The organism is uncultured Intestinimonas sp. (assembly GCF_944387725.1).
Taxonomy (GTDB): Bacteria; Bacillota; Clostridia; order Oscillospirales; family Oscillospiraceae; genus Intestinimonas.
In genome coordinates this window covers 1-22,613 of sequence record NZ_CALXGA010000032.1, presented here as the reverse complement: position 1 = coordinate 22,613, position 22,613 = coordinate 1, and the positions used below count along the sequence as shown (strand labels likewise).

At 63.9% G+C, this 22,613-nt stretch carries 28 protein-coding genes; 16 read left to right on the top strand and 12 right to left on the bottom strand.

Annotated elements, in window-relative coordinates; all coding sequences use genetic code 11:
• Nucleotides 1-142 precede the first annotated feature (142 nt).
• Nucleotides 143-943, bottom strand: a complete 801-nt coding sequence (locus Q0K09_RS06310; protein ID WP_294474372.1) for a hypothetical protein — start codon at nt 941-943, stop codon at nt 143-145.
• A gap of 269 nt (nt 944-1,212) precedes the next feature.
• Here Q0K09_RS06310 and Q0K09_RS06305 point away from each other — a divergent pair, with 269 nt between their 5' ends.
• The 4 genes from Q0K09_RS06305 (at nt 1,213) to Q0K09_RS06290 (ending at nt 4,579) form a co-directional block, all read left to right on the top strand.
• Nucleotides 1,213-2,307: an FAD:protein FMN transferase gene (locus tag Q0K09_RS06305; protein ID WP_294474370.1), complete on the top strand. Its 1,095-nt coding sequence runs from the start codon at nt 1,213-1,215 to the stop codon at nt 2,305-2,307.
• On the top strand, nt 2,288-2,689 hold the full coding sequence (locus Q0K09_RS06300) for a NusG domain II-containing protein (RefSeq protein WP_294474367.1): 402 nt from the start codon (nt 2,288-2,290) through the stop codon (nt 2,687-2,689). The genes Q0K09_RS06305 and Q0K09_RS06300 overlap by 20 nt, the downstream gene beginning before the upstream one ends.
• Nucleotides 2,690-2,701: 12 nt before the next feature.
• Nucleotides 2,702-3,211 (top strand): Gx transporter family protein, encoded by a 510-nt coding sequence (locus tag Q0K09_RS06295; protein WP_294474365.1) that lies wholly within the window; start codon nt 2,702-2,704, stop codon nt 3,209-3,211.
• Nucleotides 3,212-3,298: 87 nt separating this feature from the next.
• Complete coding sequence (locus tag Q0K09_RS06290) at nt 3,299-4,579, top strand: hydrolase (protein ID WP_294474363.1); 1,281 nt, start codon at nt 3,299-3,301, stop codon at nt 4,577-4,579.
• A gap of 5 nt (nt 4,580-4,584) precedes the next feature.
• Here Q0K09_RS06290 and Q0K09_RS06285 read toward each other — a convergent pair whose 3' ends face one another.
• A complete protein-coding gene (locus Q0K09_RS06285) occupies nt 4,585-5,151 on the bottom strand; it encodes an NUDIX hydrolase (protein WP_294474361.1) in 567 nt (188 codons plus the stop codon).
• A gap of 100 nt (nt 5,152-5,251) precedes the next feature.
• Here Q0K09_RS06285 and Q0K09_RS06280 point away from each other — a divergent pair, with 100 nt between their 5' ends.
• The 4 genes from Q0K09_RS06280 (at nt 5,252) to ppk1 (ending at nt 8,903) form a co-directional block, all read left to right on the top strand.
• Nucleotides 5,252-5,464: a hypothetical protein gene (locus Q0K09_RS06280; RefSeq protein WP_294474359.1), complete on the top strand. Its 213-nt coding sequence runs from the start codon at nt 5,252-5,254 to the stop codon at nt 5,462-5,464.
• An 89-nt stretch (nt 5,465-5,553) separates the two neighbouring features.
• Complete coding sequence (locus Q0K09_RS06275) at nt 5,554-5,808, top strand: DUF6774 domain-containing protein (RefSeq protein ID WP_294474356.1); 255 nt, start codon at nt 5,554-5,556, stop codon at nt 5,806-5,808.
• A 27-nt stretch (nt 5,809-5,835) separates the two neighbouring features.
• Nucleotides 5,836-6,747: a phosphatase gene (locus tag Q0K09_RS06270; protein ID WP_294474354.1), complete on the top strand. Its 912-nt coding sequence runs from the start codon at nt 5,836-5,838 to the stop codon at nt 6,745-6,747.
• Nucleotides 6,748-6,752: 5 nt separating this feature from the next.
• Nucleotides 6,753-8,903, top strand: a complete 2,151-nt coding sequence (ppk1, locus tag Q0K09_RS06265; protein ID WP_294474351.1) for a polyphosphate kinase 1 — start codon at nt 6,753-6,755, stop codon at nt 8,901-8,903.
• A gap of 61 nt (nt 8,904-8,964) precedes the next feature.
• Here ppk1 and Q0K09_RS06260 read toward each other — a convergent pair whose 3' ends face one another.
• The 5 genes from Q0K09_RS06260 to Q0K09_RS06240 all read right to left on the bottom strand — a co-directional run bounded on the left by Q0K09_RS06260 (nt 8,965) and on the right by Q0K09_RS06240 (nt 12,098).
• Nucleotides 8,965-9,816 carry a patatin family protein gene (locus Q0K09_RS06260; RefSeq protein WP_294474348.1) on the bottom strand — a complete coding sequence of 284 codons (852 nt, stop codon included), beginning with the start codon at nt 9,814-9,816 and terminating at the stop codon, nt 8,965-8,967.
• A gap of 55 nt (nt 9,817-9,871) precedes the next feature.
• Nucleotides 9,872-10,882: a tRNA (adenosine(37)-N6)-threonylcarbamoyltransferase complex transferase subunit TsaD gene (gene tsaD / locus Q0K09_RS06255; protein WP_294474346.1), complete on the bottom strand. Its 1,011-nt coding sequence runs from the start codon at nt 10,880-10,882 to the stop codon at nt 9,872-9,874.
• Complete coding sequence (locus Q0K09_RS06250) at nt 10,879-11,496, bottom strand: GNAT family N-acetyltransferase (protein WP_294474344.1); 618 nt, start codon at nt 11,494-11,496, stop codon at nt 10,879-10,881. The genes tsaD and Q0K09_RS06250 overlap by 4 nt, the downstream gene beginning before the upstream one ends.
• A 3-nt stretch (nt 11,497-11,499) precedes the next feature.
• A complete protein-coding gene (locus Q0K09_RS06245; RefSeq protein ID WP_294474342.1) occupies nt 11,500-11,757 on the bottom strand; it encodes a helix-turn-helix transcriptional regulator in 258 nt (85 codons plus the stop codon).
• A 77-nt stretch (nt 11,758-11,834) separates the two neighbouring features.
• Complete coding sequence (locus Q0K09_RS06240) at nt 11,835-12,098, bottom strand: helix-turn-helix transcriptional regulator (RefSeq protein WP_294474339.1); 264 nt, start codon at nt 12,096-12,098, stop codon at nt 11,835-11,837.
• 79 nt (nt 12,099-12,177) lie between these two features.
• On the opposite strand from Q0K09_RS06240, the gene Q0K09_RS06235 reads away from it, so the two are divergent.
• Nucleotides 12,178-12,420, top strand: coding sequence for a hypothetical protein (locus Q0K09_RS06235; protein ID WP_294474337.1), 243 nt, complete (start codon nt 12,178-12,180; stop codon nt 12,418-12,420).
• A gap of 160 nt (nt 12,421-12,580) precedes the next feature.
• Here the strand turns inward: Q0K09_RS06235 and rimI are convergent, their stop codons facing one another.
• Nucleotides 12,581-13,045: a ribosomal protein S18-alanine N-acetyltransferase gene (gene rimI, locus Q0K09_RS06230; protein WP_294474334.1), complete on the bottom strand. Its 465-nt coding sequence runs from the start codon at nt 13,043-13,045 to the stop codon at nt 12,581-12,583.
• Nucleotides 13,046-13,216: 171 nt separating this feature from the next.
• Between rimI and Q0K09_RS06225 the strand changes: the two genes are divergently transcribed.
• From Q0K09_RS06225 to Q0K09_RS06215, 3 genes are all read left to right on the top strand, one after another.
• Nucleotides 13,217-13,438 (top strand): hypothetical protein, encoded by a 222-nt coding sequence (locus tag Q0K09_RS06225; protein ID WP_294474332.1) that lies wholly within the window; start codon nt 13,217-13,219, stop codon nt 13,436-13,438.
• A 117-nt stretch (nt 13,439-13,555) separates the two neighbouring features.
• Nucleotides 13,556-14,233, top strand: a complete 678-nt coding sequence (locus tag Q0K09_RS06220; RefSeq protein WP_294474330.1) for a response regulator transcription factor — start codon at nt 13,556-13,558, stop codon at nt 14,231-14,233.
• Nucleotides 14,230-15,462 carry a HAMP domain-containing sensor histidine kinase gene (locus Q0K09_RS06215; RefSeq protein ID WP_294474329.1) on the top strand — a complete coding sequence of 411 codons (1,233 nt, stop codon included), beginning with the start codon at nt 14,230-14,232 and terminating at the stop codon, nt 15,460-15,462. Before Q0K09_RS06220 ends, Q0K09_RS06215 begins: the two co-directional genes overlap by 4 nt.
• Before the next feature lie 45 nt (nt 15,463-15,507).
• Here Q0K09_RS06215 and Q0K09_RS06210 read toward each other — a convergent pair whose 3' ends face one another.
• Nucleotides 15,508-16,257, bottom strand: a complete 750-nt coding sequence (locus Q0K09_RS06210; protein WP_294474327.1) for a DeoR/GlpR family DNA-binding transcription regulator — start codon at nt 16,255-16,257, stop codon at nt 15,508-15,510.
• Nucleotides 16,258-16,540: 283 nt separating this feature from the next.
• On the opposite strand from Q0K09_RS06210, the gene Q0K09_RS06205 reads away from it, so the two are divergent.
• Both Q0K09_RS06205 and Q0K09_RS06200 read left to right on the top strand, forming a co-directional pair.
• Entirely contained in the window at nt 16,541-17,116 is a 576-nt protein-coding gene (locus Q0K09_RS06205; RefSeq protein WP_294474323.1) for a GDSL-type esterase/lipase family protein, read from the top strand.
• Between the two features lie 98 nt (nt 17,117-17,214).
• Nucleotides 17,215-17,973 carry an ATP-binding protein gene (locus tag Q0K09_RS06200; protein WP_294474320.1) on the top strand — a complete coding sequence of 253 codons (759 nt, stop codon included), beginning with the start codon at nt 17,215-17,217 and terminating at the stop codon, nt 17,971-17,973.
• A gap of 56 nt (nt 17,974-18,029) precedes the next feature.
• Here the strand turns inward: Q0K09_RS06200 and Q0K09_RS06195 are convergent, their stop codons facing one another.
• Both Q0K09_RS06195 and htpG read right to left on the bottom strand, forming a co-directional pair.
• Nucleotides 18,030-18,251 carry a hypothetical protein gene (locus Q0K09_RS06195; protein ID WP_294474317.1) on the bottom strand — a complete coding sequence of 74 codons (222 nt, stop codon included), beginning with the start codon at nt 18,249-18,251 and terminating at the stop codon, nt 18,030-18,032.
• A 288-nt stretch (nt 18,252-18,539) separates the two neighbouring features.
• Nucleotides 18,540-20,462 (bottom strand): molecular chaperone HtpG, encoded by a 1,923-nt coding sequence (gene htpG, locus Q0K09_RS06190; protein WP_294474315.1) that lies wholly within the window; start codon nt 20,460-20,462, stop codon nt 18,540-18,542.
• Nucleotides 20,463-20,857: 395 nt separating this feature from the next.
• Between htpG and Q0K09_RS06185 the strand changes: the two genes are divergently transcribed.
• Together Q0K09_RS06185 and Q0K09_RS06180 are read left to right on the top strand one after the other, a co-directional pair.
• Nucleotides 20,858-21,070: a TetR/AcrR family transcriptional regulator gene (locus Q0K09_RS06185; RefSeq protein WP_294474375.1), complete on the top strand. Its 213-nt coding sequence runs from the start codon at nt 20,858-20,860 to the stop codon at nt 21,068-21,070.
• Entirely contained in the window at nt 21,057-21,350 is a 294-nt protein-coding gene (locus Q0K09_RS06180) for a TetR-like C-terminal domain-containing protein (protein ID WP_294474312.1), read from the top strand. The genes Q0K09_RS06185 and Q0K09_RS06180 overlap by 14 nt, the downstream gene beginning before the upstream one ends.
• A gap of 431 nt (nt 21,351-21,781) precedes the next feature.
• Here Q0K09_RS06180 and Q0K09_RS06170 read toward each other — a convergent pair.
• Nucleotides 21,782-22,613 (bottom strand): ATP-binding protein (locus Q0K09_RS06170; protein WP_294474309.1); only part of this gene is annotated, 832 nt, incomplete at its 5' end.

Sequence of the window (22,613 nt, the reverse complement as noted above, 5' to 3'; positions counted from 1 at the left end):
CTGCTGTACCTCTGTCATGCCGGTATCCTCCAAAGCTCTTTTTTACAGGATACCACAACCCGGCGGATATTTCCATAGGAAGCGGGGCAGGATGACAAAAAAGGACGCCCGCGGGCGTCCTTTTTGCATCCAATAAACGGGCTCACATGAGCTTCACAGTGTAGTACACGGCCATCACAAAGAGCCAGCCCACCAGGGCAATCATGAGGTAGTAGGCCGCGCTGGCGCCCAGCGCCAGCCCGGCGGCCACCGCCACAGCCACCACGGCGCAGGTCAGGTACACCATGCCATAGGTGGCTCCCCGGTTGAAGACGGACAGCTTCTTCCCCCCCAGGGTCAGGAAACCATCGCTCTTCTGCATCACCCGGCAGGCCAGAGCCGCCGCGATGAGGACCACCGCAGTCACGGCCATATAGGCGTAGACCACCACCTGGTGATTTCCGGCGGCCCGGCGGATCAGCCACAGGCCCACAATGCCCATGGCGGAGAGGACGGTGATGACGAAAAACTCCCGCTGGTAGAGGTAATAGACCAGGGCCATCACTGCGGCGGCGGGAACCAGTCCGCACAGAAATTGGACCCCCGTGCCGCTGAAAATATAAGTCACAGCGGAGATCACCAGCAGGGCCGCAAAAATCCAGGCCAGCACACCGGGCAGCAGGCAGCGCTTCCCCTTCTGTGCGCACATGACCGCCCAGACCACACAGACCACAGCGGCCACAGCGGTGACGCCGATGATAATGGGGAAAGCGTGGAGAAGGGCTGCGGCAAACTCAATCTCTCCGGGGCGGGTGGTGTAGTTGATATAATAGCGGTTGATCAGAAGCAGGAGAAGCTCGGCGACCACGGCGGCGCCAAACCACACCAGCACCCGGTTGAGGACCACATCCTCCTTGTGGCTCCGCGCCGCGCGCTTCTCCGCCGCGCGTTTCTCTTTGTTCATGGATCCATCTCCTTGTATGATGCTCTTTGATGGCCGGCTCCGGTCTGCGGCCAGTCTAACAGATGGTATTCTACCAGAAACCGCGCCAATTTGCAACAAGAAAAAACAACAAACTGGGAATACTTTCTTCTCTGTCCCCCGGCGAAACGGGGTCTGCGGAGGGTCCGCCCTTCCCCGGCGGCTGGGTTTTGACGGTTCCTCCTTAGGTTGCCAGAAAGGGGACGATATGATACAATCAATTCATCTTTTTATGGAACGTGAGGAAAGCTATGAAACGTCTTCTCCCTCTTCTCCTGGCCTGGGCCCTCCTGTGCGGCTGCGGGGCGGACCAGCCCGCCTCCTCCCAGGGTCCGGCTGCCGGCGACACCCAGTATTTTTTCGCCATGGACACCCTCATGTCCATCACGGCCTACGACGGCGACACCGCCGCCGCCCTGGTAGCCGCTCAGCAGGAGATCAACCGCCTGGAGGCCCTCTGGTCCCGCACCCGGCCCGAGAGCGACGTCAGCCGCCTCAACGCCCACGCCGGGGACGGCACGGCAGTCCCCATCCAGCCGGAGACCGCCGGGCTGCTGGAGACCGCCGCCGCCGCCGCCCGGGAGAGCGGCCTGGCCTTTGACCCTGTCCTGGCCCCGGTGATGGACGCCTGGGGCTTCGGCCTCACCGAGAGCGAGGCCACTGCTGTCCACCGGGTCCCCGGCCAGGAGGAGCTCTCCGCCCTCCTCCCCCTCACCCGGGACCTCCCCCAGGCCGCCGCCCTGGAGGACGGCTCCTATGCCGCCGCCCTGCCCCTGGCGGGCCAGGCGGTGGACCTGGGGGGCATCGCCAAGGGGGCCTCTGCCGCCTATGTGGTCCAGGCCCTGACCGCCCACGGGGTGGAGAACGCCATCCTCTCCCTGGGGGGCAACATCACCGCCCTGGGGAGCCGTCCCGACGGCCAGCCCTTCCGGGTGCTGGTCACCGACCCCCTGGACTCCGAGGAGAGCTACCTGTGCACCATCGCCCTGGGCGGCGGCCTCACCTGCTCCACCTCCGGCGGGTATGAGCGGTATTTCACATCCGGCGGCGCCGCCTACCACCACATCATCGACCCCGCCACCGGCTATCCCGCCCAGTCCGGCCTGCTGTCGGTGACCACCGTGGCCGCCGGCCCCGCCCTGGCCGACGCCTGGTCCACCGCCCTCTTCGTCCTGGGCCTGGACCGGGCCCTGGAGCTCTGGCGCGCCGGGGAGGGAACAGTGGCCGGGATGGAGCTCATCCTGGTCACAGAGGACCAGAGGATCTACGTCACCCAGGGCCTGGAGGAGGGCCTCCAGCTCCACGGAGAGGAGGCGGGCTATACCTATGAGATTGTCCGCCGCTGAGCGCCTGCGCCCCACCCCTGGGGACGCCCTGGTGGTTCTGGCCGTTCTGGCCGCCGCCGGCCTGGTTTTTTTCCTGCTGCTGCCCAAGGGGGGCAACTTTTTGACTGCCCAAATCGTCCTAGATCAGGAAGTGGTCACCGAGCTCCCCCTGAGCGCCCTCACCGGGGCGGTCTCTTTCGACGTGCCCGGAGCGGCCTACCCCATCACCGTGGAGGCCCAGCCGGGGCGCATCCGGGTCGCCCACAGCGACTGCCCCAGCCAGGACTGCGTCCACACCGGATGGGTCTCCCGGGCCGGGGGGCAGATCGTCTGCCTGCCCAACCGCCTCATCATCACCGTCACCGGCAGCGACGCCCCTCAGGCGGACGCTGTCACCGGCTGAGGGGGGTGGACCATGAGGATCAACGTCCGCCGCCTCACCCGCTGCGCGGTGCTCGCCGCCCTGGCTTTGGCCATCTCTGTGTGCGAGGGCCTGGTCCCCCTCGCCGTGCTTGTCCCCCTGCCCGGCCTGCGGCTGGGGCTGGCCAACCTGGTCACCGTCTTCGCCCTGTGCCGCCTCTCCCCGGGGGAGTCCTTCGCCATTCTCCTGGCCCGGTGCCTGCTGGGGGCCCTGGTGGGGGGGAACCTCTCCGCCCTGGCCTACTCCCTCACCGGGGGCGTCCTGGCCTTCCTGGCCATGTGGCTGCTGCTCCGCCTGCCGGGGCTCTCCCTCTTCGGGGTGTGCATCGCCGGGGCCGCCGCCCACAACACCGGGCAGATACTCGCCGCCATGGCCGTGCTGGGTTCTCCGGCCCCGGTGGTCTACCTGCCCCCCCTGCTGCTGGCCGGCGTGGTCACCGGCGCTGTCACCGGCGGCGCCTCTATCCTGCTGGTCCAAAGGGTCCCCTGGGGTGGAGAAAACTGACTCCGTTTCGTAACCCATTTGTAGTGCTTTTCCTCGTATCTCGTCGTATGATAGACAGACAGACCCAATACACAGGAGGAATCATCCATGATCCGTCATACACGCCTGGGAGCCCTGCTGCTGGCCCTCGCCCTCTTTCTGACCGCCTGCGGAGCGCCGGGCGGAGAGTCCGTCCCCACCCCCGGACCGGGGGAAACGCTCCCCACGCCCGGGCCGGAGGAGACAGCCCCTGCCCCCACGCCGGAGCCCACCCCAGAGTCCGACCCCTATGACGCAGTGCGGAGCTACTGGACGGAGGCCCAGCTCACCCAAGCCTGGGGCCCCAATCAGACGGTGGAGCACCTCTTCTTCCACCCCGTCATCGCCTATCCCCAGTGGGCCTTCCACGACTGCCCCTCCCCCCAGTCCCAAAAGGAGGGCCTGGACGACTGGATGCTGACGGTGGAGGAGTACAAAAAGATTTTGAACAGCCTCTATGAGAAGGGCTATATTCTGGTCGCCATAGAAGACGTCTGGAGCGAGGTCACCGACGAGACCGGCGCCCACATGGTCCGTAACACCCTCATGCTCCCGGAGGGGAAAAAGCCCCTGGTGCTCTCCTTCGACGATGTGAACTACTATGACTACATGCTGGAGGAGGGCTTCACCTCCAGGCTGGTGGTGGGAGCGGACGGCCAAATCTGGGCTCAGTGCACCGACCCCTACACCCAGGAGACCTTCCTGACCCAGGACCTGGACGCCACCACCCTCCTGGACCAGTTTGTGCTGGAGCACCCGGACTTCTCCCTCAACGGGGCCAAGGCCATCTTCTCTCTCACCGGCTACCAGGGCATCCTGGGCTACCGGACCCAGAACGACCGCGACCTCCCAGCCGGCGACCCCAACCGCCCGGCCTTCGATGCCTTCCGGCAGAGTGAAATCGAGGCGGTGCGGCCGGTGATCCAGCGGCTCCGGGAGACGGGATGGACCTTCGGCTCCCACACCTGGGGCCACATCAACCTGGGCAGCGCCACCCGGACCCTGGCGTCGGTCCAGACCGACACAGAGCGCTGGCTGGAGGAGGTTGGCAGCCTGGTGGGACCCACCCAGATTCTCTTCTACCCCCACGGCTCCCGGCCCGACGGGGATGACGTGGCCCAGTCCGGCCCCATGCTCCAGTATCTCCACAGCATGGGCTTCCGCGTCTTCGCCTCTGTGGGCGTCGAGTCCTACTCCAAGATCAAAAGCGACCTCTCCGCCGTCATCTGCGACCGCCTCCACCCAGACGGCACCACCCTGCGCTGGCAGCGGGACCGCTACCTCCGGTTCTATGACGCCGCCGACATCCTCGACCTGGCCGTCCGCCCCGACCTGGGCAAAAGCTGGTAGCCCGCTTACCGCTCCAGGGCGGAGAGCTTGTCGTTGAGCTTGCGGTAGATGCGCGCCTGGAACCAGGGCTCCGAGGAGGCCGCCACCGCCTCCTCCCGGCCAAACCAGGCCACCGCCCGGTTCTCGTCTGGCTTGACCCGGAGAGGCTGGCGGTCATCGGCCTCCAGCAGATAGGTCACATTCAGGTGCAGGTGCGAGGGCACATAGCGCCCCCCCTTCTCGTGGCCCTCCACCGTCAGAATCTCCAGGGAAAAGAGGTCCCTTCGGACTGGCTGCACCGCCGCCAGGCCGCTCTCCTCCCGGACCTCCCGCAGGGCCGCGGAGAGCAGGTCCCGCTCCCCGTCGGCGTGGCCCCCCAGCCAGGACCAGGAGCCGTAGAGGTTGTGGTAGGCCATCAAAACCCGGCTCCAGCCGGAGTTCACCACCCAGGCCGAGGCCGTCAGATGGGCGGTAGGGTCCTGCCGGGTCCACAGGTCCCGCCCGGTGCGCAGTAAATCCAGCAGCACCGCCCGGTCCCGCGCCTCCTGCTCATTCCAGGGCCGGTAGGCCTCCAGCGCTTTCATCAGTGTCATACATACCCCTCTTTCTCTCCTCCGCCCGGCAGGGCGGAATATTCCGGTCCCCTGGGGGGAAAGCTGACAGCGGCGCCCCGCAAAAAAGGAAGGTGATGGTATGGACGCCCTGAATCCACTGGCCGGCCTGCCCCTGGGCTTCGGCATGGCCCTCTCCCAAAACCTGTCCGCCATGGAGCGCTTCGCCAGCCTCTCCCCGGATCAGCAGCGGGACCTCATCGAACAGACCCGCCGGATCACCTCCCGGGCGGAAATGCGGACCTTTGTCCACCGCCTGGGCGGGGAGGCCGTCCCCCAGGATCTGGCCCCCTGACCCCGCCGGAGCCGGGACTGGCTCTGCTCCATCTTACCACACCCCGGCCCGTCCGTCCACATAGACTGGAGGGAAAGGGGGGCGGCAGGATGGAGGGAGGAACGGCGGGCCCCGGCGGCGAGGCCGTGACGGTCCTGGGGGCGGCGGCCATCTGGCTGGCCCAGGACAGGAGCCCAGAGAGCCTGGAGCTCCTGTCCGCTTTTTTTGAGGCCCTGGGCAGCAATCTGGCCCTGATTGCCGCCCAGCGGGCGGTCCAGGAGGCCCAACGGAGCCTCTGCCGGGGGCCGGATGTAAAATCTCTGTCAAATACGTTGCGTCCGGGGCCGGGACCGGATACAATATAGTATATATACATTCGAAAGAAAGCGGGGATGATCTCCATGCTCTGCGGCATCGTGGACCTGGGCTCCAACACCATCCGCCTGTCCATCTACCAATGGGAGGAGGGACAGTTCCGCCTCCTCCTCAACAAGAAGACCATGGCCGGTCTGGCCGGCTATGTACACCACGGCGTCCTCTCCGACAGCGGCATCCTGGTGGCCTGCCGCACCCTGGCGGGCTACCGGGCCCTGCTGGACAACTTCAACGTCCGGGACATGCGGGTCTTCGCCACTGCCTCCCTGCGGAACATCGTCAATACCGCCGAGGCCGTCCAGACCATCCGGGACGTCACCGGCGTTGGGGTGGAGGTCCTCTCCGGAGAGGAGGAGGCCGCACTCTCCTTTAAGGGGGCCGTCCTGCCCGGCGGGGTGCCCACCGGGGTCCTGGCCGACATCGGCGGCGGCTCCTTCGAGCTGGTGGCCTATGAGGACATGGCCATCACCACGGCCTGCTCCCTGCCGGTGGGCTCCCTGTCCCTCTACACCCACTACGCCGAGGACCTCTTCCCCACCAAGGCCGAGCGCAGGGCCATGCGCGCCCACGTCCGGGAGCTGCTGGACCGGGCCGGGGCGGCAAACATCCGCAGCCAATACCTCTGCGGCGTGGGCGGTACCATCCGGGCCCTGGTGAAGCTGTGCAACGACGTCTGCCGCCGGGACCCGGAGCTGCGGACCCTGTCCGCCGGAGAGCTTCGGGACCTCTACCGGTTTTTAAAGGCCGGGGGAAAGGACGTCCTGCGGCAGCTCCTGCGCTCGGCCCCCGACCGGGTCCACACCCTCTTCCCCGGCCTTATCATTCTCAACGCCATTGTCAAGACCTGCGGGGTGGAGACGGTGTCCGCCTCCTCCGCCGGCGTCCGGGAGGGTTACCTCATGGACCGGGTCCTGAAGACGGGAGCGTGACAGGCATGTCGGACCACCACACGCGGGATTACAGCTACACCCAGGAGCGAGAACTCTCCTGGCTGCGCTTCAACGAGCGGGTCATGGAGGAGGCCCGGGACGAGTCGGTCCCTCTCTTCGAGCGGCTCAAGTTCGCCGCCATCTTCACCAGCAACTTGGACGAGTTCTTTATGATCCGGGTGGGCTCCCTATGCGACATGAATCTGGTCAAGCACAACCACATCGACTCCAAGAGCGGCCTCACCCCCGCCCAGCAGCTCGCCGCCGTCTTCCACGCCGCGGGCCCCCTCTACAAGCAGCGGGACAAGCTCCTCCACCAGCTGGAGACCCGGCTGCGCGCCTGCAACATCTGCTCCCTGACCCTGCCGGAGCTGGATGTGAAGGAGCGCAAGCAGTGCGAGCGGTACTTTCGGGACTATGTGCGCCCCATCCTCTCCCCCCAGGTGGTGGACCCCCTCCACCCCTTCCCCCACCTGCCCAGCAAGGCCCTGAACGTGGCGGTGGAGCTCAAGCGGAACGGGCAGAACTGCTTCGGCCTGGTCCCCATCCCCAAGAGCCTGCCCCCCTATCTGCGCCTGAGCGAGCGGGGGCTGCGGTATGTGCTCACCGAGCATGTGGTCCTGTCCTTTGTGGCGGAGCTCTTCGACCAGTACCAGGTGGTGAGCCGGGCGGTGATCTCCGTCACCCGCAACGCCGATCTCTCCCCGGCGGACGAGGACTTTGACGTCAACGACGACTACCGCCAGCACATGCGCAAGGTGCTCAAAAAGCGCTCCCGGCTGGCCCCGGTGCGCCTGGAGATCCAGGGGGAGGCCAGCGAGGCCATGACCGCCGCCCTGTGCCGGAGGCTGGAGCTGTCCAAGGATCAGGTCTTCCGCTCCAAGTCCCCCCTGGCCCTGGACTATGTCTATGCCCTGGAGGGCCAGCTCCCGGAAGAGAGCCGGGCCGCCCTGTGCTATCCCCCCTTCCAGCCCCGCTTTCCCGCCGGGCTCAACCGGGGGGAGAGCATCCTGTCCCAGGTCCTGCGCCGGGACGTGCTCCTCTTCTACCCCTACCACTCCATGGACCCCTTCCTGAAGCTGGTGAAGGAGGCCGCCAACGACCCCGCCGTCCTCTCCATCAAGATCACCATCTACCGCCTGGCCGCCCAGACCAAGCTCATCGAGTACCTGGCCGACGCCGCCGAGAACGGCAAGGACGTCACCGTGCTCATGGAGCTGCGGGCCCGGTTCGACGAGCAGAACAACATCCAGTGGGCCGAGCGGCTGGAGGAGGCCGGCTGCACCCTCCTCTACGGCTTCGAGGGCGTCAAGGTCCACTCCAAAATCTGCCTCATCACCCGGAAGGAGCGCGGCCACATCCAGCACATCACCCAGGTGGGCACCGGCAACTACAACGAAAAGACGGCCAAGCTCTACACCGACCTCTCCCTGATGACGGCCAACCCCGCCATCGGGGCCGACGCCGCCGCCTTCTTCCAGAACCTGTCCACCGCCAACCTGGACGGGGAATACCGCCACCTGCTGGCGGCCCCCCACAGCCTCAAGCCCCGGCTCCTCTCCCTCATCGACGGGGAGATCGCCAAGGCCCGGGCGGGACAGCCGGCCTACATCTTCCTCAAGTGCAACTCGGTCACCGACCGGGACCTCATCGACAAGCTCTCCGAGGCCAGCCGGGCCGGGGTGGAGATTGTGATGAACGTCCGGGGCATCTGCTGCCTCCGGCCGGGGGTGCCGGACCGGACCGACCGCATCCAGGTCTTCTCCATCGTGGGCCGCTTTCTGGAGCACCCCCGTATCTTCCTCTTCGGCGCGGGTCCCGACGCCAGAATCTACATCGGCTCCGCCGACCTCATGACCCGAAACACACAGCGGCGGGTGGAGATTGCCTGCCCCATTCTGGACGAGGAAGTCCGGCGGCAGATTCTGCACGATGTCGAGGTCCTGCTGGCCGACAACGTCAAGGCCCGGCGCCTGACCCCTGACGGCCGCTATGTCCCCGTCCCCGACGCCGGCGGCCCGCCGGTGGACGCCCAGGCCGTCTTCCTGGAGGAGGCACGGCAGCAGGAGCCCCCCGACGACGCCGCCCCGCCCCCCGCCCCCCGACGGAGCCGTCTGGGAGAGCTGGCCCAGCGGCTGCTGCACCGGGGACTCTGACCCCGCCAAAAAACATCCCGCCGCCCCGGACCCTTAGGACCGAAGCGGCGGGATGTCCTTTTTACTGCCCCCAAAAGGCCCGGACCTCCTCCGCCCGGGCCCGGCCCTGGTCGTAGCCGTCCTGCCAGAGGGCCTTAATCTTGTCCACGTCCCGCTCGGTGCGGGAAAAGCCCTGGGTGCTCTTGGGGGCGAAGAGGAGAAGCTTCCCCTCCTTTTCCAGCCGGAAGAGCTCCGCCCGGCAGGCGTTGTACCGCTCTGCCCGGCTGCGCATGGCGGCGCAGAAGCTGGGGTAGCGCCGGTAGCGCAGGTCCACCAGGGCCTGGCCCCGCTCCGGCGCCCGGCGGTAGCTCCGCTCCCGGGTCAGGACCACCACCACCCGGCCGCAGCCCTTGCGGACCGCCCGGCCATAGGGAATGCTGTCGGCGGTGCCCCCGTCCAGGCAGAGGATTCCGCCCAAATGGTAGATGGGAAAGAGCAGGGGCATGGCACAAGTGGCCTGGAGGACCTGGAACTGGGCATCCCGCCGGGGCACCGGGAGGTACTCCGCCTCTCCGGTCTCCAGATTGGTCACCACCGCCTCCACCTCCCCAGGGAAGGCGGCGAAGGTGTCATAGTCGAAGGGCACCAGCCGGTTGGGGATGTCCTCATAGGCGAATTTTAGGCCGAAATAACAGCGGTTGGAGGGCTTGAAGAGGTTCCGCTTGCCCATGTACCGCTTGTCGTTGGCGTACCGGGTCAAAATCTCCAGGTTCCGGCGTGGCTGCCGGGAGACATAGCTCACCCCGTAGGCGATGCCCGCCGAGACCCCCACCACATAGTCGGGCAGCAGTCCCGCCTCCACCAGGGCATCGCAGACGCCGCTGGAAAAAATGGTCCGAAGGGCTCCGCCCTCCAGGACAATGCCGGTTTTCAAGGGTATCCTTCCTCCCATGCCGGAACTCAGGGCTCCGGAAAATACACACGGGCCCTCAGCCGATCTCAATCTCCCGGTTGGCGTAGGCGTTTAAGTCCATGCCCGCCGTGCGCCCCGCCTGGAACTCGTAGTAGGCCTGACAGCCGATCATGGCCCCGTTGTCCCCGCACAGGGACAGGGGCGGCAGATAGAGCCGGTCCCCGGACTGGGCGCAGGCCCGTTCCAGGTCCCTCCGGATGCGGGAGTTGGCCGCCACACCGCCGGCCACCGCGATTTTTCCGCAGCCCCGGCGCCGGGCCGCCTCCATAACCCGAGGCACCAGCATCTCACTGACCGCCGCCGCGAAGGAGGCCGCCAGAGATGGCAGGTCCAGCGCCTCCCCCTTCTGCCCGGCGTTGTGGATGAGGTTGACCGCCGCCGTCTTGAGTCCGGAAAAGGAGAGGTCCAGGGGGGCGTCGTGGACATGGACCTGGGGGAAGGCGTAGCGCTTGTCATCCCCCCCCCGGGCCAGGCGGTCCAGAGGGGCCCCGCCGGGGTATCCCAGGCCCAGCACCCGGGCCACCTTGTCGAAGCATTCCCCCGCCGCGTCGTCCCGGGTGGCCCCCAGGACCTCCATCTCGGTGTAGTCCCGGACATCCACAATGAGTGTGGCGCCGCCGGAGACGCACAGGCAGACAAAGGGGGGCTCCAGGTCCGGGTGGGCGATATAGTTGGCCGAGATGTGCCCCCGGATGTGGTGGACGGGGATCAGGGGCACCCCCAGGCCGTAGGCCGCCGCCTTGGCGAAGTTCACCCCCACCAGCAGGGCCCCGATGAGGCCGGGGCCGTAGGTGACGGCCACAGCGTCCACCTGGGACTTCTCCAGTCCCGCCCCCTCCAGGGCGGCGTCCGCCAGGCCTGCGATGGCCTCGATGTGCTTCCGGGAGGCAATCTCCGGCACCACGCCGCCATAGACGGCGTGCATATCCGCCTGGGAGGCGATGACGTCCGAGAGGACCGTGCGGCCGTCCCGGACCACGGCGGCGGCCGTCTCGTCGCAGGAGGACTCAAAGGCCAGGATGTTCATGGAAAGATCTCCTCCTCGTCCTCCTCCATCCAGCGGGGGGCCGGGTGGATTTCCTCCCCCGGAGCCAGGGGGAGCTGAATATACCGCGCCATGTGGGCGGGAGAGAAATAGCCGGCGTAGACCCCCCGGTGGAGGGCCTCCACCTTGTGGTCATCGGTCTCGGGGCCCCGGTAGAGGCACTGGAAGTGGACGCCGAACATGGCGCACTGGTAGTCCAGCGCCCGGAAGCCGTTGCGCAGGTAGAAGCCGATGCGCCGCCGGCGCAGCTCATCCTCCGCCGGGTCTCCGGAGGTGGGTGCCTCGGCCTCCCCAAAGAGCTGGGAATATTGCTCCCCCAGGGCGGCCAGGATACGGGCCCCGGCGCCGCCGTTGCGCTTCCCCCGGAGGACTCCCAGGTATTCCAGAAGGGCCCCCTCCCGGCTCTCCGGCAGCCAGAGCAGGGCGTAGCCCATAGGCGATCCGTCCTCCACCGCCAGCAGGGGGTCGTAGCACCCCCTGTCCATCAGCCGGAGCATGGCCCGCAGGGGCTTGCGCTCGTCCGGTGGGAAATCATATACCATCTCTTGTTCATACAGGGCGGTCAGCTCGTCCCGGTCCATTCGTCTGAGTTCCATCGTTCAAACCTCTCTTTCTGCTTCCGATTTTCCTGGGGCTCCGTACCGCTTGGGGTCGTCGGAGCGGCCCACCAGGTAGTCCAGGGAGACGTCGTAAAAGTCCGCCAGGAGAATCCAGCCCGCCAAATTGGGTTCCTGCTCCCCGTGCTCATATCGAAAATATTGCCGCGGCACGACCCCCATCTGCTCGGCCAGGTCGCTCTGTTTCAGTCCGCGGCTCTCCCGCAATTCCTTCAGGCGCGTCCGCCTTTTTTTCGCCATATTCTCCCCTCCCCTCTTGACATGACCATTATAGTCAATTATAATTGAAACTGTAAATTGACTATTTTAGTCATTCTTCAAGGGGCGCCTGTCTCCCCTTCCTGACACAGGCCAGACACTCCAAACGCTCCGTACCGCTTGGGGTCGTCGGAGCGGCCCACCAGGTAGTCCAGGGAGACATTGTAAAAGTCCGCCAGGAGAATCCAGCCCTCCATGCTCAAAGGCTGCTCGTTGCGCTCATAGCGCTGATACTGCCGGAGCTTCACCCCCAGCAGCGCCCCCGCCTCCGTCTGGTTCAGTTTTCTTTTCTTCCGCAGCTCCCGCAGGCGGTGATGCAGCATACCCATCATTCCCTCTTGACAAGTCAAAGTAAGACGTATATTATATGTCCTATAAAGTCTCAATTTGGAGGTGTCCCCAATGAATGATATCCTTCTGACCTTATATGATACCTATATGGAAAGGGTCCGAACGGACGGCCACGCCTATCAAAGGGCCCTCTCCTGGTGGAACGCCGTCAAGCCCTCCGGGGCGCTGGAGCTGGAGGACGCAGTGGAGGCCCGGGTCTACGAGTGGGGGCTTCTGGCCTTCGCCGCCGGGGTCCGGCTGGGCCTGGGGCTGGGCACGGGCCTGGAGGGGCTGGAGACAGAGGACCTGTCCTAGGGCTTGTTTGAAAAATGTCAACATGCCCAACCGGCGGGGCTTTTGCCCCCTGGACAGCGCAATTTTTCCTTGAAATCCGCCAGGATTCCTGCGAAAAAATCGCTTGCCAGCGGCCCAAAATCCCTCGCTGCTGGACACATCGCCAATTTTCAAACAAGCCCTAATCCACCCCGATGCGGGGGAACTGCGCCGTCATCAGCAGGGCGTCCTCGTGCTCCTGGGGGTAGTAGTTCTTCCGCCGGCCCGCCTGCCGGAAGCCCAGCTTCTCATAGAGGCCGATGGCGGCGGCGTTGCCGGCCCGGACCTCCAGGGTGAGAAAGGCCAGATGGGCCCGCCCGAAGCGCAGAAAGACCTTCAGCAGCTCCTCCCCCACCCCCTGGCGGCGGCAGGCCGGGTCCACGGCGATCTTGTCCAGGCTCCCCTCGTCCAGGACCACCGACAAGGCCGCATACCCCAGGACTCGCCCGTCCCCGGCCTGGGCCGCAATGAGGGAGACGGCGTCGTTGCAGAGGGCATCCACAAAGACCTGCTCCGACCAGGGGGGGTGGAAGCAGGTCCTTTCGATGGCCAGCACTCCCTCCAGGTGAGAGCGGTCCATGGGGACCAGATCATATCGCAGGGGCATAAAAAGCCCTCCTTTGCACCGTGACAGATTTGCGGTGGACGCGGCAGACACGATTATTACCATTATAGCCGTTTTCCGGCGGTTCTTCAATCCTGTTTTTCTATCCCCGGTACATCCGGCGAAAAGACGGCCCCGGCATCTCCCCAGGGGGATGCCGGGGCCGTCCGTGCTGTGGACAGGCGCGAAGCCTCCATCGAACGCTTGAGAGAAGAAGGAGAGGGAAAGATATGGAAAAACGCCCCGCCTGCCGGCGGAGCGCTTTCCTGTGTTGAGAAAGAGAGGAGGTTGGAGATGATGAAGAATGCTTTCGTTATCCTGTCCACGCTCATAGGATACCATACGGCGGCGGAAAATGATTGTATAAACTTTGAAGGATGCGTGAACAATTTGTGAATCCTGCGGAGGGGTTGCGGCAGGATGCGGCAGGGGTTATACTGAGAGAAACCGGGCGGATTTCAGACAGATTTCAGCTTGCGCTGATAGAATCGGCGCCGACAGGAGGGATCTGACATGCGAGTTTTAATTGTGGAGGATGAGGCGCGCCTGGCCGAGGCCCTGGGACAGATTATGGAGGAGCAGCGGTATCTGGCCGACCTCACCTACAACGGCCCCGACGGCCTGGCGTACGCCCTCACCGGGCAGTACGACGTCATTGTGCTCGACGGGATGCTCCCGGGCCTGGACGGCCTGGAGGTGGCCCGGCAGCTGCGGGAGGCCCACATCTCCACCCCCATCCTCATGCTTACCGCCCGGGACGAGGTCTCCGACAAGGTGGCGGGACTGGACCGCGGGGCGGACGACTATATGACCAAGCCCTTCGCCTCGGAGGAGCTGCTGGCCCGCATCCGGGCTCTGGCCCGGCGGCAGGGGGAGGTCCAGACCGAGGTTCTCTCCTACGCCGGCCTGATCCTGAACCTCTCCACCCGCTGCCTCCAGCGGGGCGAGCGGGAGGTGCGCCTGGGCTTCAAGGAGTTCGAGGTGCTGCGGATTTTGATCGCCTATCCCAAAATGGTGGTGCCCAAGGAGGAGATCATCCTGAAGGTCTGGGGGGCGGAGAGCTTTGCCGAAGACAACAACGTGGAGGTCTACGTCTCCTTTCTGCGGAAAAAGCTCCAGTTTCTGGATTCTCAGGTCACCATCCGCACGGTGCGGAAGGTGGGGTACTACCTGGAGGTGGAGGGCGCGTGATCCGAAAGCTGCGGCGGAAGTTCGTCCTCACCAACATGCTGCTGGTGGCCCTGGTGCTCCTGATGGTCTTCGCGGCCCTGGTGGCCTCCAACTACCAGCGGCTGGCCAATCAGAGCCGGACCGCCCTGCGGGCGGCCCTCCTCTGGAGCGACGAGGGCCCGGACCGCTTCGAGTTCGCCGCCGGCCCCCCGGAGGAGGCCTCCCGGGTCTTCATGGTGCCGGTCTTCACCGTGACGCTGGATGAAAACGGGGAGGCGGCGGAGGTCATGGGGGGCGGCAACGTCTCGGTCTCCAGCGAGACGGTGGAGCTGGCGGTGGCCCTGGCCCAGGGGGAGGAGGGGGTCATCCCGGAGCTGGACCTGCGCTACCTCCGGGAGACCGGCCCCGACGGGGAGACCCGCATCGCCTTCGCCGACCGGGGCTGGGAGCGGTCCACCCTCTGGTCCATGGTGGGGTCCTTCCTGCTGGTGGGGGCCCTGGCCCTGGGGGCCTTCTTCCTCATCTCCCTGCTCCTCTCCGGCCTGGCCCTCCAGCCGGCGGAGCGGGCCTGGGAACAGCAGCGGCGCTTCGTGGCCGACGCCTCCCATGAGCTCAAAACCCCTCTCACCGTCATCCTCACCAACACGGGCATCCTCCTCCGGCACCCGGAGCAGACGGTGGCCCAGCAGCGCAAGTGGGTGGAGTACATCCGGGAGGAGGCCCAGCGAATGCGGGAGCTGGTGGAGGACCTGCTCTTCCTGGCCCGGCACGACGCCGGCCGGGACCAGGCCCCCGCCCAGACCGTGGACCTCGCGGAGCTGCTGTGGAGCGCCCTGCTGCCCTTCGAGCCTGTGGCCTTTGAACAGGGGGTCACCCTGGAGAGCGGCATCCAGAGCGGCGTCACCGTCCGGGGCCGGAGCGAGGAGCTCCGGCGGCTGGCGGCCATTCTCCTGGACAACGCCGTGAAGTACGCCGGGCCCCAGGGACAGGTCCGGGTGGCCCTGGCCCGGGGGGAGAAGGGGGGCGCCTGCCTGACGGTGCGGAACACCGGCCCGGCCATCCCGCCGGAGCACCTGGAGCACCTCTTCGAGCGGTTTTACCGGGCCGACAACTCCCGGGCCAGGAGCTCCGGGGGCTACGGCCTGGGTCTGGCCATTGCCAAGAGCATTGTGGACAGCCACCGGGGGACCATCACCGTCCAGAGCCGTGAGGAGGAGGGGACCTGCTTTACCGTCCGCCTGCCGGGATAGGGCAGAAGAACGCCCCGGTCCAAAAAGGGCCGGGGCGGTGCTTTTTCAGACGGTAAGGACCTCTACGCCGGATCGCTCCATCAGGTCCCGGCCCTCCTGGCTCAGGTCGCTGTCGGTGATGAAGGTGTGGACGGCGGTAAGGGGGAAGCTGGAGGCCACAGCGTTGGCCCCCACCTTGTCGGAGGTGGCCAGGACGATCATCTTCCGGGCCGATTTCACCATAGCCCGGGCCACCTCGGCCCGGAAGAGGTTGATGGTGGAGACCCCCTTCTCGGCGCTGATGGCGTCGGCGCCGATGAAGCACTTGTCCACGGAAAACTGGGCCAGCCCCAGCTTGGTGAGGGGGCCCACATTGGCCTCGGCGTCGTGCTGGAAGGAGCCGCCCAGCAGCACCACGTCCAGGGAGGGGCACCGGCGGACGAAGTTGCACAAAAACACGGAGTTGGTGATGACGGTGACCCTCCGCTTGGTGGCCAGCTCTCGGGCCAGAAGGGAGCAGGTGGAGCCGGTTTCCACAATGACGGTCTCTCCGTCGGAGACCATTTCAGCCGCCCGCTGGGCGATGCGGAGCTTCTGCTCGTAGTTGTTCCACATGCGGGTGGAGGTGTCGTAGCCGTTGTCCACGGGGATGGCCCCGCCGTGGGTGCGTTTGAGCACCCCCTGGTCCTCCAGCTTCTTTAAGTCCTGCCGCACAGTCACCAGGGAGACCCCGAAGCGCTGGGTCAGCTCGCTGACGCTGACCCGGTCCTCTGTCTGCAACAGGTCAATAATCTCTAACTGCCTCTGATTGAACAATGCGAAAGCCTCCTGAGCGCCGTACGCAATGCCGGCGGGTTTTCTATATAAAGTATATCATAGCGCATTTTGGAACAAAACGCAAGCAAAAGAAATTTTCCATGGAAAGGAACGCCCCGATCCGGCGGCCGGGACGGCGAATGGCTCTTGCGTCCGGCCCCCGGTTGGGGTATACTGACCAACAGAGAACCACGTTAGGACATAAGAAGGAGGATGACCCCATGGAGGGAAAGAAAGCCAGAAACACCGCCGGAACCGTCCGCGCCGCTCTGGCGCGGACGCTGTGAAGGTGGTCTGCCTGGGGGACAGCCTGACCTACGGCTACGGCGTCCCCCGGAAGGATTGCTGGGTGAGCCTGGCGGCGGAGCGCTCCGGCCACACCCTGGTGAACCGGGGGGTGAACGGGGACACCACCGGGGGTATGCTCGCCCGTTTTGGCCGGGACGTACTGGACCAGGGCCCCCACCGGGTCCTGCTGATGGGGGGTGCCAACGACATCATCTACGGCGGCAGCGACGCCCCCGCCCGGCTGAACCTGATGGCTATGGTCCGGCAGGCGGAGGCCGCCGGCATCCGCCCCATGGTGGGTCTGCTCCCCCCCATCCACGCCGAGGGCATCCCGGAGCCCTGGCTGTCGATGACTGACTACCAGGCCCTCGCCACGGTCTTTGCCGCCTACCGGACCTGGCTGGAGGACTTCTGCAAAGCCTCCGGCGTGAAGACGGTGAACTTCTCCCTCCCCGGCCTCCTGGCCCCGGAGGGACCCCGCCGCTACCTGGACGGCCTCCACCCCAACCGGGAGGGCCACCGCCTGATGGCAGAGGCCGTCTGCGCCGCCCTGCCCCCGCTGCGGGCGTGAGCCCGCCCGCCGGCCTCGCGGACTTTCCTGCTTCCGAAAAGGGGAATCCTGTGGTACAATATCCGGGCACCCATTTCGGACAGAGAGGAATCGACGCCATGCTGAACCGCATTCTGAGCCATACCCGCCGCTGCATAGAGGACTACGACATGATCCAGGCCGGGGACCGCATCGCCGTGGGGGTCTCCGGGGGAAAGGACTCCCTGACCCTGCTGGCCGCCCTGGCCAAGCTCTCCGCCTTCTACCCCAAGCCCTTCACGGTGGAGGCATTCACCCTGGACATGGGGGCCGTGGACGGCGGCCCCCGGATGGACTTTACCCCCGTGGCCGGGCTGTGCCAGGAGCTGGGGGTCCCCTACACCATCCTGCCCTCCGAAATCCAGCACATCATCTTTGACCTGCGCAAGGAGAAGAATCCCTGCTCCATGTGCGCCAAAATGCGCCGGGGGGCCCTCCACAACGCCATCCTGGAGCGGGGCATCACCAAGATCGCCCTGGGCCACCACTTCGACGACGCGGTGGAGACCTTCTTCCTCTCCCTCTTCTACGAGGGCCGCCTCTCCTGCTTCCAGCCGGTGACCTACCTGGACCGGACGGGGGTGACGCAAATCCGCCCCCTCCTCTACTGCCCGGAGTGGATGCTCCGCAAGGCCGCCGCCACCATCCCCCTGCCGGTGGTCTTCAACCCCTGCCCCGCCGACGGGGCCACCAAGCGCCAGGAGATCAAGGAGCTCCTCCGCAGCCTCTCCCAGCAGTACCCCGACCTGCGGGAGCGGGTCTTCTCCGCCATGCAGCGCCTCCCCCTCCCCGCCTGGGGCCCCGTGGAGCACCGCCGCCGTCCCCTGACCGGGGAATAAAAAACGCGCCCCCTTCCCTGCGTCGGGAACGGGGGCGCGTTTGCTTATGTTGGGTCTCAGACCCTGCACTTGGCCAGCTTGCGGATCACATACGGGGACTCGGTGACCACATAAACCGGCTTGGAGAAGTCCAGCGTAAAGAGCCCGATGAAGGATTTCACATCCACCATGATGGAGTCGTCCTCCGCATGAAGGAAGACGTCCTCATCCACCTGACAGGCCAGACGCTGAAGGGCTTGAAGCTCCTCAAAGGATTCAATCTGCATGGGTATGACCATTGTCATGGCCTCCTTTCTGATCGCTGCGGGCCAGGGGCCCGGCGGGCTTGCCGGCGGGGGCTCGGGGCCGCTCCCCTTCCGACAGGCAAAGTATACCACGGGGAGATTTTCCAATGCAATAGGCAGGTTTACTAAAATTAGAAGTATTTTTATCTTTCGTTTGAAGCTATTTTCGATTGCGTTCGCCAGTATGCACAGAAAAGTATTGGTGCTACCAATATTTTTTGAACAAATAAAACACACCCGGCGGGAGGGCGTCCTCCCGCCGGGTGCGGCTTCTTTTGGGGGTTACTTCATCAGGGAGCACACCAGCTGGGTGTACCCGGCCGGGTCCTCCAGGGGCAGCCCGGCAATGAGCAGAGCCTGCTGATAGAGGAGCTCGGCGTAGGTCCTGGCCTTCTCCTTGTCCTCGTCCAGGGCGGAGCGGAGGGCGGCGAAGGCGCCGGATTCGGGGTTGAGCTCCAGCACCCGGGCGGCCTTCATCTCCCGGGCGGCGTTGGGGTCCATCCGCTGGAAATACTTCTCCATCTCCAGGGAGACGGGGCCGTCGGCGGTCATATACACCGGGGCGGATTTGAGGATGCGGGAGATGCGGACGTCCTTCACCCGATCCCCCAGGGTCTCCTTGACAAAGTCCAGTACATCCTTGTTCTCCTCAGCCTTCTTCTCAGTCTGGGCCTTCTCCTCCTCGCTCTCGGGGAGGGCGTCGTCGTCGTTGACGTTCTTGAGGGCCTTGCCGTCCACCTCGCCCAGGGTGTTCATGACAAACTCGTCCACCTCCTCGGTGAGGTAGAGAATTTCATAGCCCTGATCCAGGATGCGCTCGGCCTGGGGGAGTCTGGCGGCCTGTTCCACGCTCTCGGACTGGAGGTGGTAAATATACGGCTGGTCCTCGGCCATGCGGTCCTTGTAGGCGGCCAGGGTGGTGTGCTTCCCCTCCTTGGAGGACCAGAAGAGCAGCAGGTCCCGGAGCAAATCCTTGTGAGCGCCGTAGTCGGACACCACGCCGTACTTGAGCTGGCGGCCGAAGGCGGTCCAAAACTTCTCGTACTTCTCCTGATCCTCCTTCTGGAGCTTCAGGAGCTCGGCCTTCACCTTCTTCTCCAGGTTGTTGGAGATGACCTGGAGGACCCGGGTGTGCTGGAGCATTTCCCGGGAAATGTTCAGGGACAGGTCGGGGGAGTCCACCACCCCCCGGACAAAGGAGAAGTGATCGGGCACCAGGCCGGCGCATTTGTCCATGATGAGGACCCCGGAGGAGTAGAGCTGGAGGCCCTTCTCATAGTCCCGGCTGTAGTAGTTGAAGGGGGCGTGGGCGGGGATGAAGAGGAGGGCGGTGTACTCCACGGCCCCCTCGGCCTTCACATGGATGACGGCGAGAGGGTCCTCCCAGTCCCCGAACTTCTCTTTATAGAAGTTGTTGTACTCCTCGGCCTTGACCTCGCTCCTGGGCCGCTGCCAGATGGGCACCATGGAGTTGAGGGTCTCCCACTCCCTGTGGGTCTCATACTCGGGCTTGTAGTCCTCCCCGGCATCCTCGGGCTTGGGTTTCCTATGCGTGTGCTCCATCTCCATGACAATGGGACAGCGGATATAGTCGGAGTACTTCTTCACCAGCTCGTCCAGACGGTAGGGCTGGAGGTACTGGTCATAGTCGTCGTCCTCGGTGTTGGCCTTGAGGTGGAGGATGACGTCGGTGCCCACCGCCTCCTTCTCGCAGGGAGTCATGGTGTAGCCGTCGGCCCCGGAGGACTCCCACTTCCAGGCCTCCTCACTGCCGTAGACCCGGGAGATCACCGTGACCTGGTCGGCCACCATAAAGGCCGAGTAGAAGCCAACGCCGAACTGGCCGATGATGTCGGCCGCGCTCTGGGCCTCCCCCGCCCTGGCGGCCACCTCCTGCTTGAACTGGAGGGAGCCGCTGCGGGCGATGGTGCCCAGGTTGGATTCCATCTCCTCCTTGGTCATGCCGATGCCGTTGTCGCTCACCGTCAGGGTCCTGGCCTCCTTGTCCGGCACCAGGGTAATCTTGAAGTCGGAGCGGTCCAGCCCCACCTTGTCGTCGGTGAGGGCCCGATAGGCCAGCTTGTCCACCGCGTCGCTGGCGTTGGAGATCAGCTCCCGGAGGAAAATTTCCTTGTGGGTGTAGATGGAGTTGATCATCAGGTCCAGCAGCCGTTTGGATTCGGCCTTGAATTGTTTTTTTGCCATGGTTGGCGCCTCCTATATCTAAACATTTGTAAAAAACATAGTGTTAGCACTCAACTATCCTGAGTGCTAACACTATGATAATCCTTCCCCCTAAAAATTGCAAGGGGGGTTCATAGAAAATTTACAAATTGCCGTGCCAAAGGCCCGCCAAATGGCGGATCGTATCGCAGGGCGGCCGTCTTTCAGGCGTTTGGTTTGCTCTTAGGGCTTGTTTGAAACATGTCAACATGCCCAACCGGCGGGGCTTTTGCCCCCTGGACGGCGCAATTTTTCCTTGAAATCCGCCAGGATTCCTGCGAAAAAATTGCTTGCCAGAGGCCCAAAATCCCTCGCTGCCGGACACAGCGCCAATTTTCAAACAAGCCCTAGCGGAACAAAGCTACAGCCACATTACCGTGCAGGAAATTATAGACCGGGCCAATGTGGGCCGCACCACATTTTACGCTCATTTTGAGACAAAGGATGAGCTATTATTAAAAGCGCTATGCGAAAACCTGTTCGGCCATATCCAGCGCAAAGGACTGTACCCACACCCACGGACGATACTCCGATGGCCGTGCGCCGGAATCTATTTTCTTCCATCTGCTTCAACACTTGCAGGAAAATGACAATAATAATCTTGAATTACTTTCCTGTGAGAGCAGCGAGATTTTTCTTCGCTATTTTAAGGATAGCCTGAGTGGGCTGATCCAATCTCAGTTTGTCGTGCAAAACCGTCATGCCAACGAAAATTTGCCGGACGACTTTTTGGTAAACCACATATCAGGCAGTTTCGTGGAGATGGTACTCTGGTGGATCAAGGGAAGGATGAAGCAGACACCAGAGAAATTAGACCAACATTTTCGGGCTGTGATTGAACCGATTCTGGCGTGTTTTCATAAAAGTTGAGTCCCGAAGTGCAAGGAAAGATGGTAAAATAAGACTCAAAGTCCTATGGTATGAAGTCAAGACGGTGATGCAAGAAAATTTTGAGCGAAACTGAGTAAAAAGGGCGGTGTAGGCAGCAAAAAGACAATACAAACCAAAGCCCTGCCCCTGCAATTTTTGAAACAGGGCTCGGGTGTCAGAGTGGCGAGTGGTGTATTCAGCCCTCCGGCGGAATATACGGTTGTCCTTCAGCAGCCGGATGACCAACCGAACCAGTTTTCTGGCAGTGAGAGTGCGTACGCGTTTGTGCTGGTATTTGTTGACCTCATGGTATTTGAGGTCATAATAATCACCATGCCGACCGTAACATGGTCTGCACAAATAGGGATGAAAGCGTACAGACAAACGGCCGTCTTTCTTATAACATATAGAGATGAGGGGGAAGCACACTATCAGTTCCATTCCTCCTGCAGCAGAAAGTCCCGGATATTGCGGTGTTTGATCCCGTTGCGGCTCATATCAAACTCATCCAGGGTGACGACGTACTTGGGAAAATTGTCACGGACACGGTCATAGACGCCAAACTCCCGCTGGATGGTATCTTCCGAGGCCAGCAGGTAAGCCACCTGAATATACAGCTTGTTCCCCTGGTCCTCACATACGAAGTCGATCTCCTTGTCGCCCACCTTGCCGACAGTAACGGCGTAACCCCGGCGCAGGAGCTCCATGTAGACGATGTTTTCCAGGAACAGGTTGATATCCTTCCTATTGCCTCCGAACACGGCTTCACGGATACCGTGATCGGCCACATAGTATTTTTCGTTGACGGTGAGTATCTTCTTGCCCTGTAAGTCCTGCCGCTTCACCTGGTAGAACAGAAAGGCGTCGGTGCAGGCCTTGATGTAACCCAGCACTGTCTCCGGCGATACGGACCGGCCTTCGCTTTTCAGATACTTGGAAATGGCGGTGGAGGAGAAGGTGGTGCCGATATTGGAGGTCACATAGGCAATGATCCGTTCCAACATGTCCACATCCCGGATGTTGTTTCGCTTGACGATATCTTTGAACTCCACGGAGTTAAACAGGTCCCGCAAATACTGGCGGCTGGCTGTTTCGTCATAGCGGAGGTTCGACAAGTAGGGCATACCGCCTGCGGTCAGATACTTGCTGAAGCACTGGCGGGTATCGGTATCCGGGTAGACGGTGCGGTACAGCTCGATAAATTCCGCAAAGGAGAAAGGATAGACCACAAACTCCACATACCGGCCGGCCAGATAGGTCGCC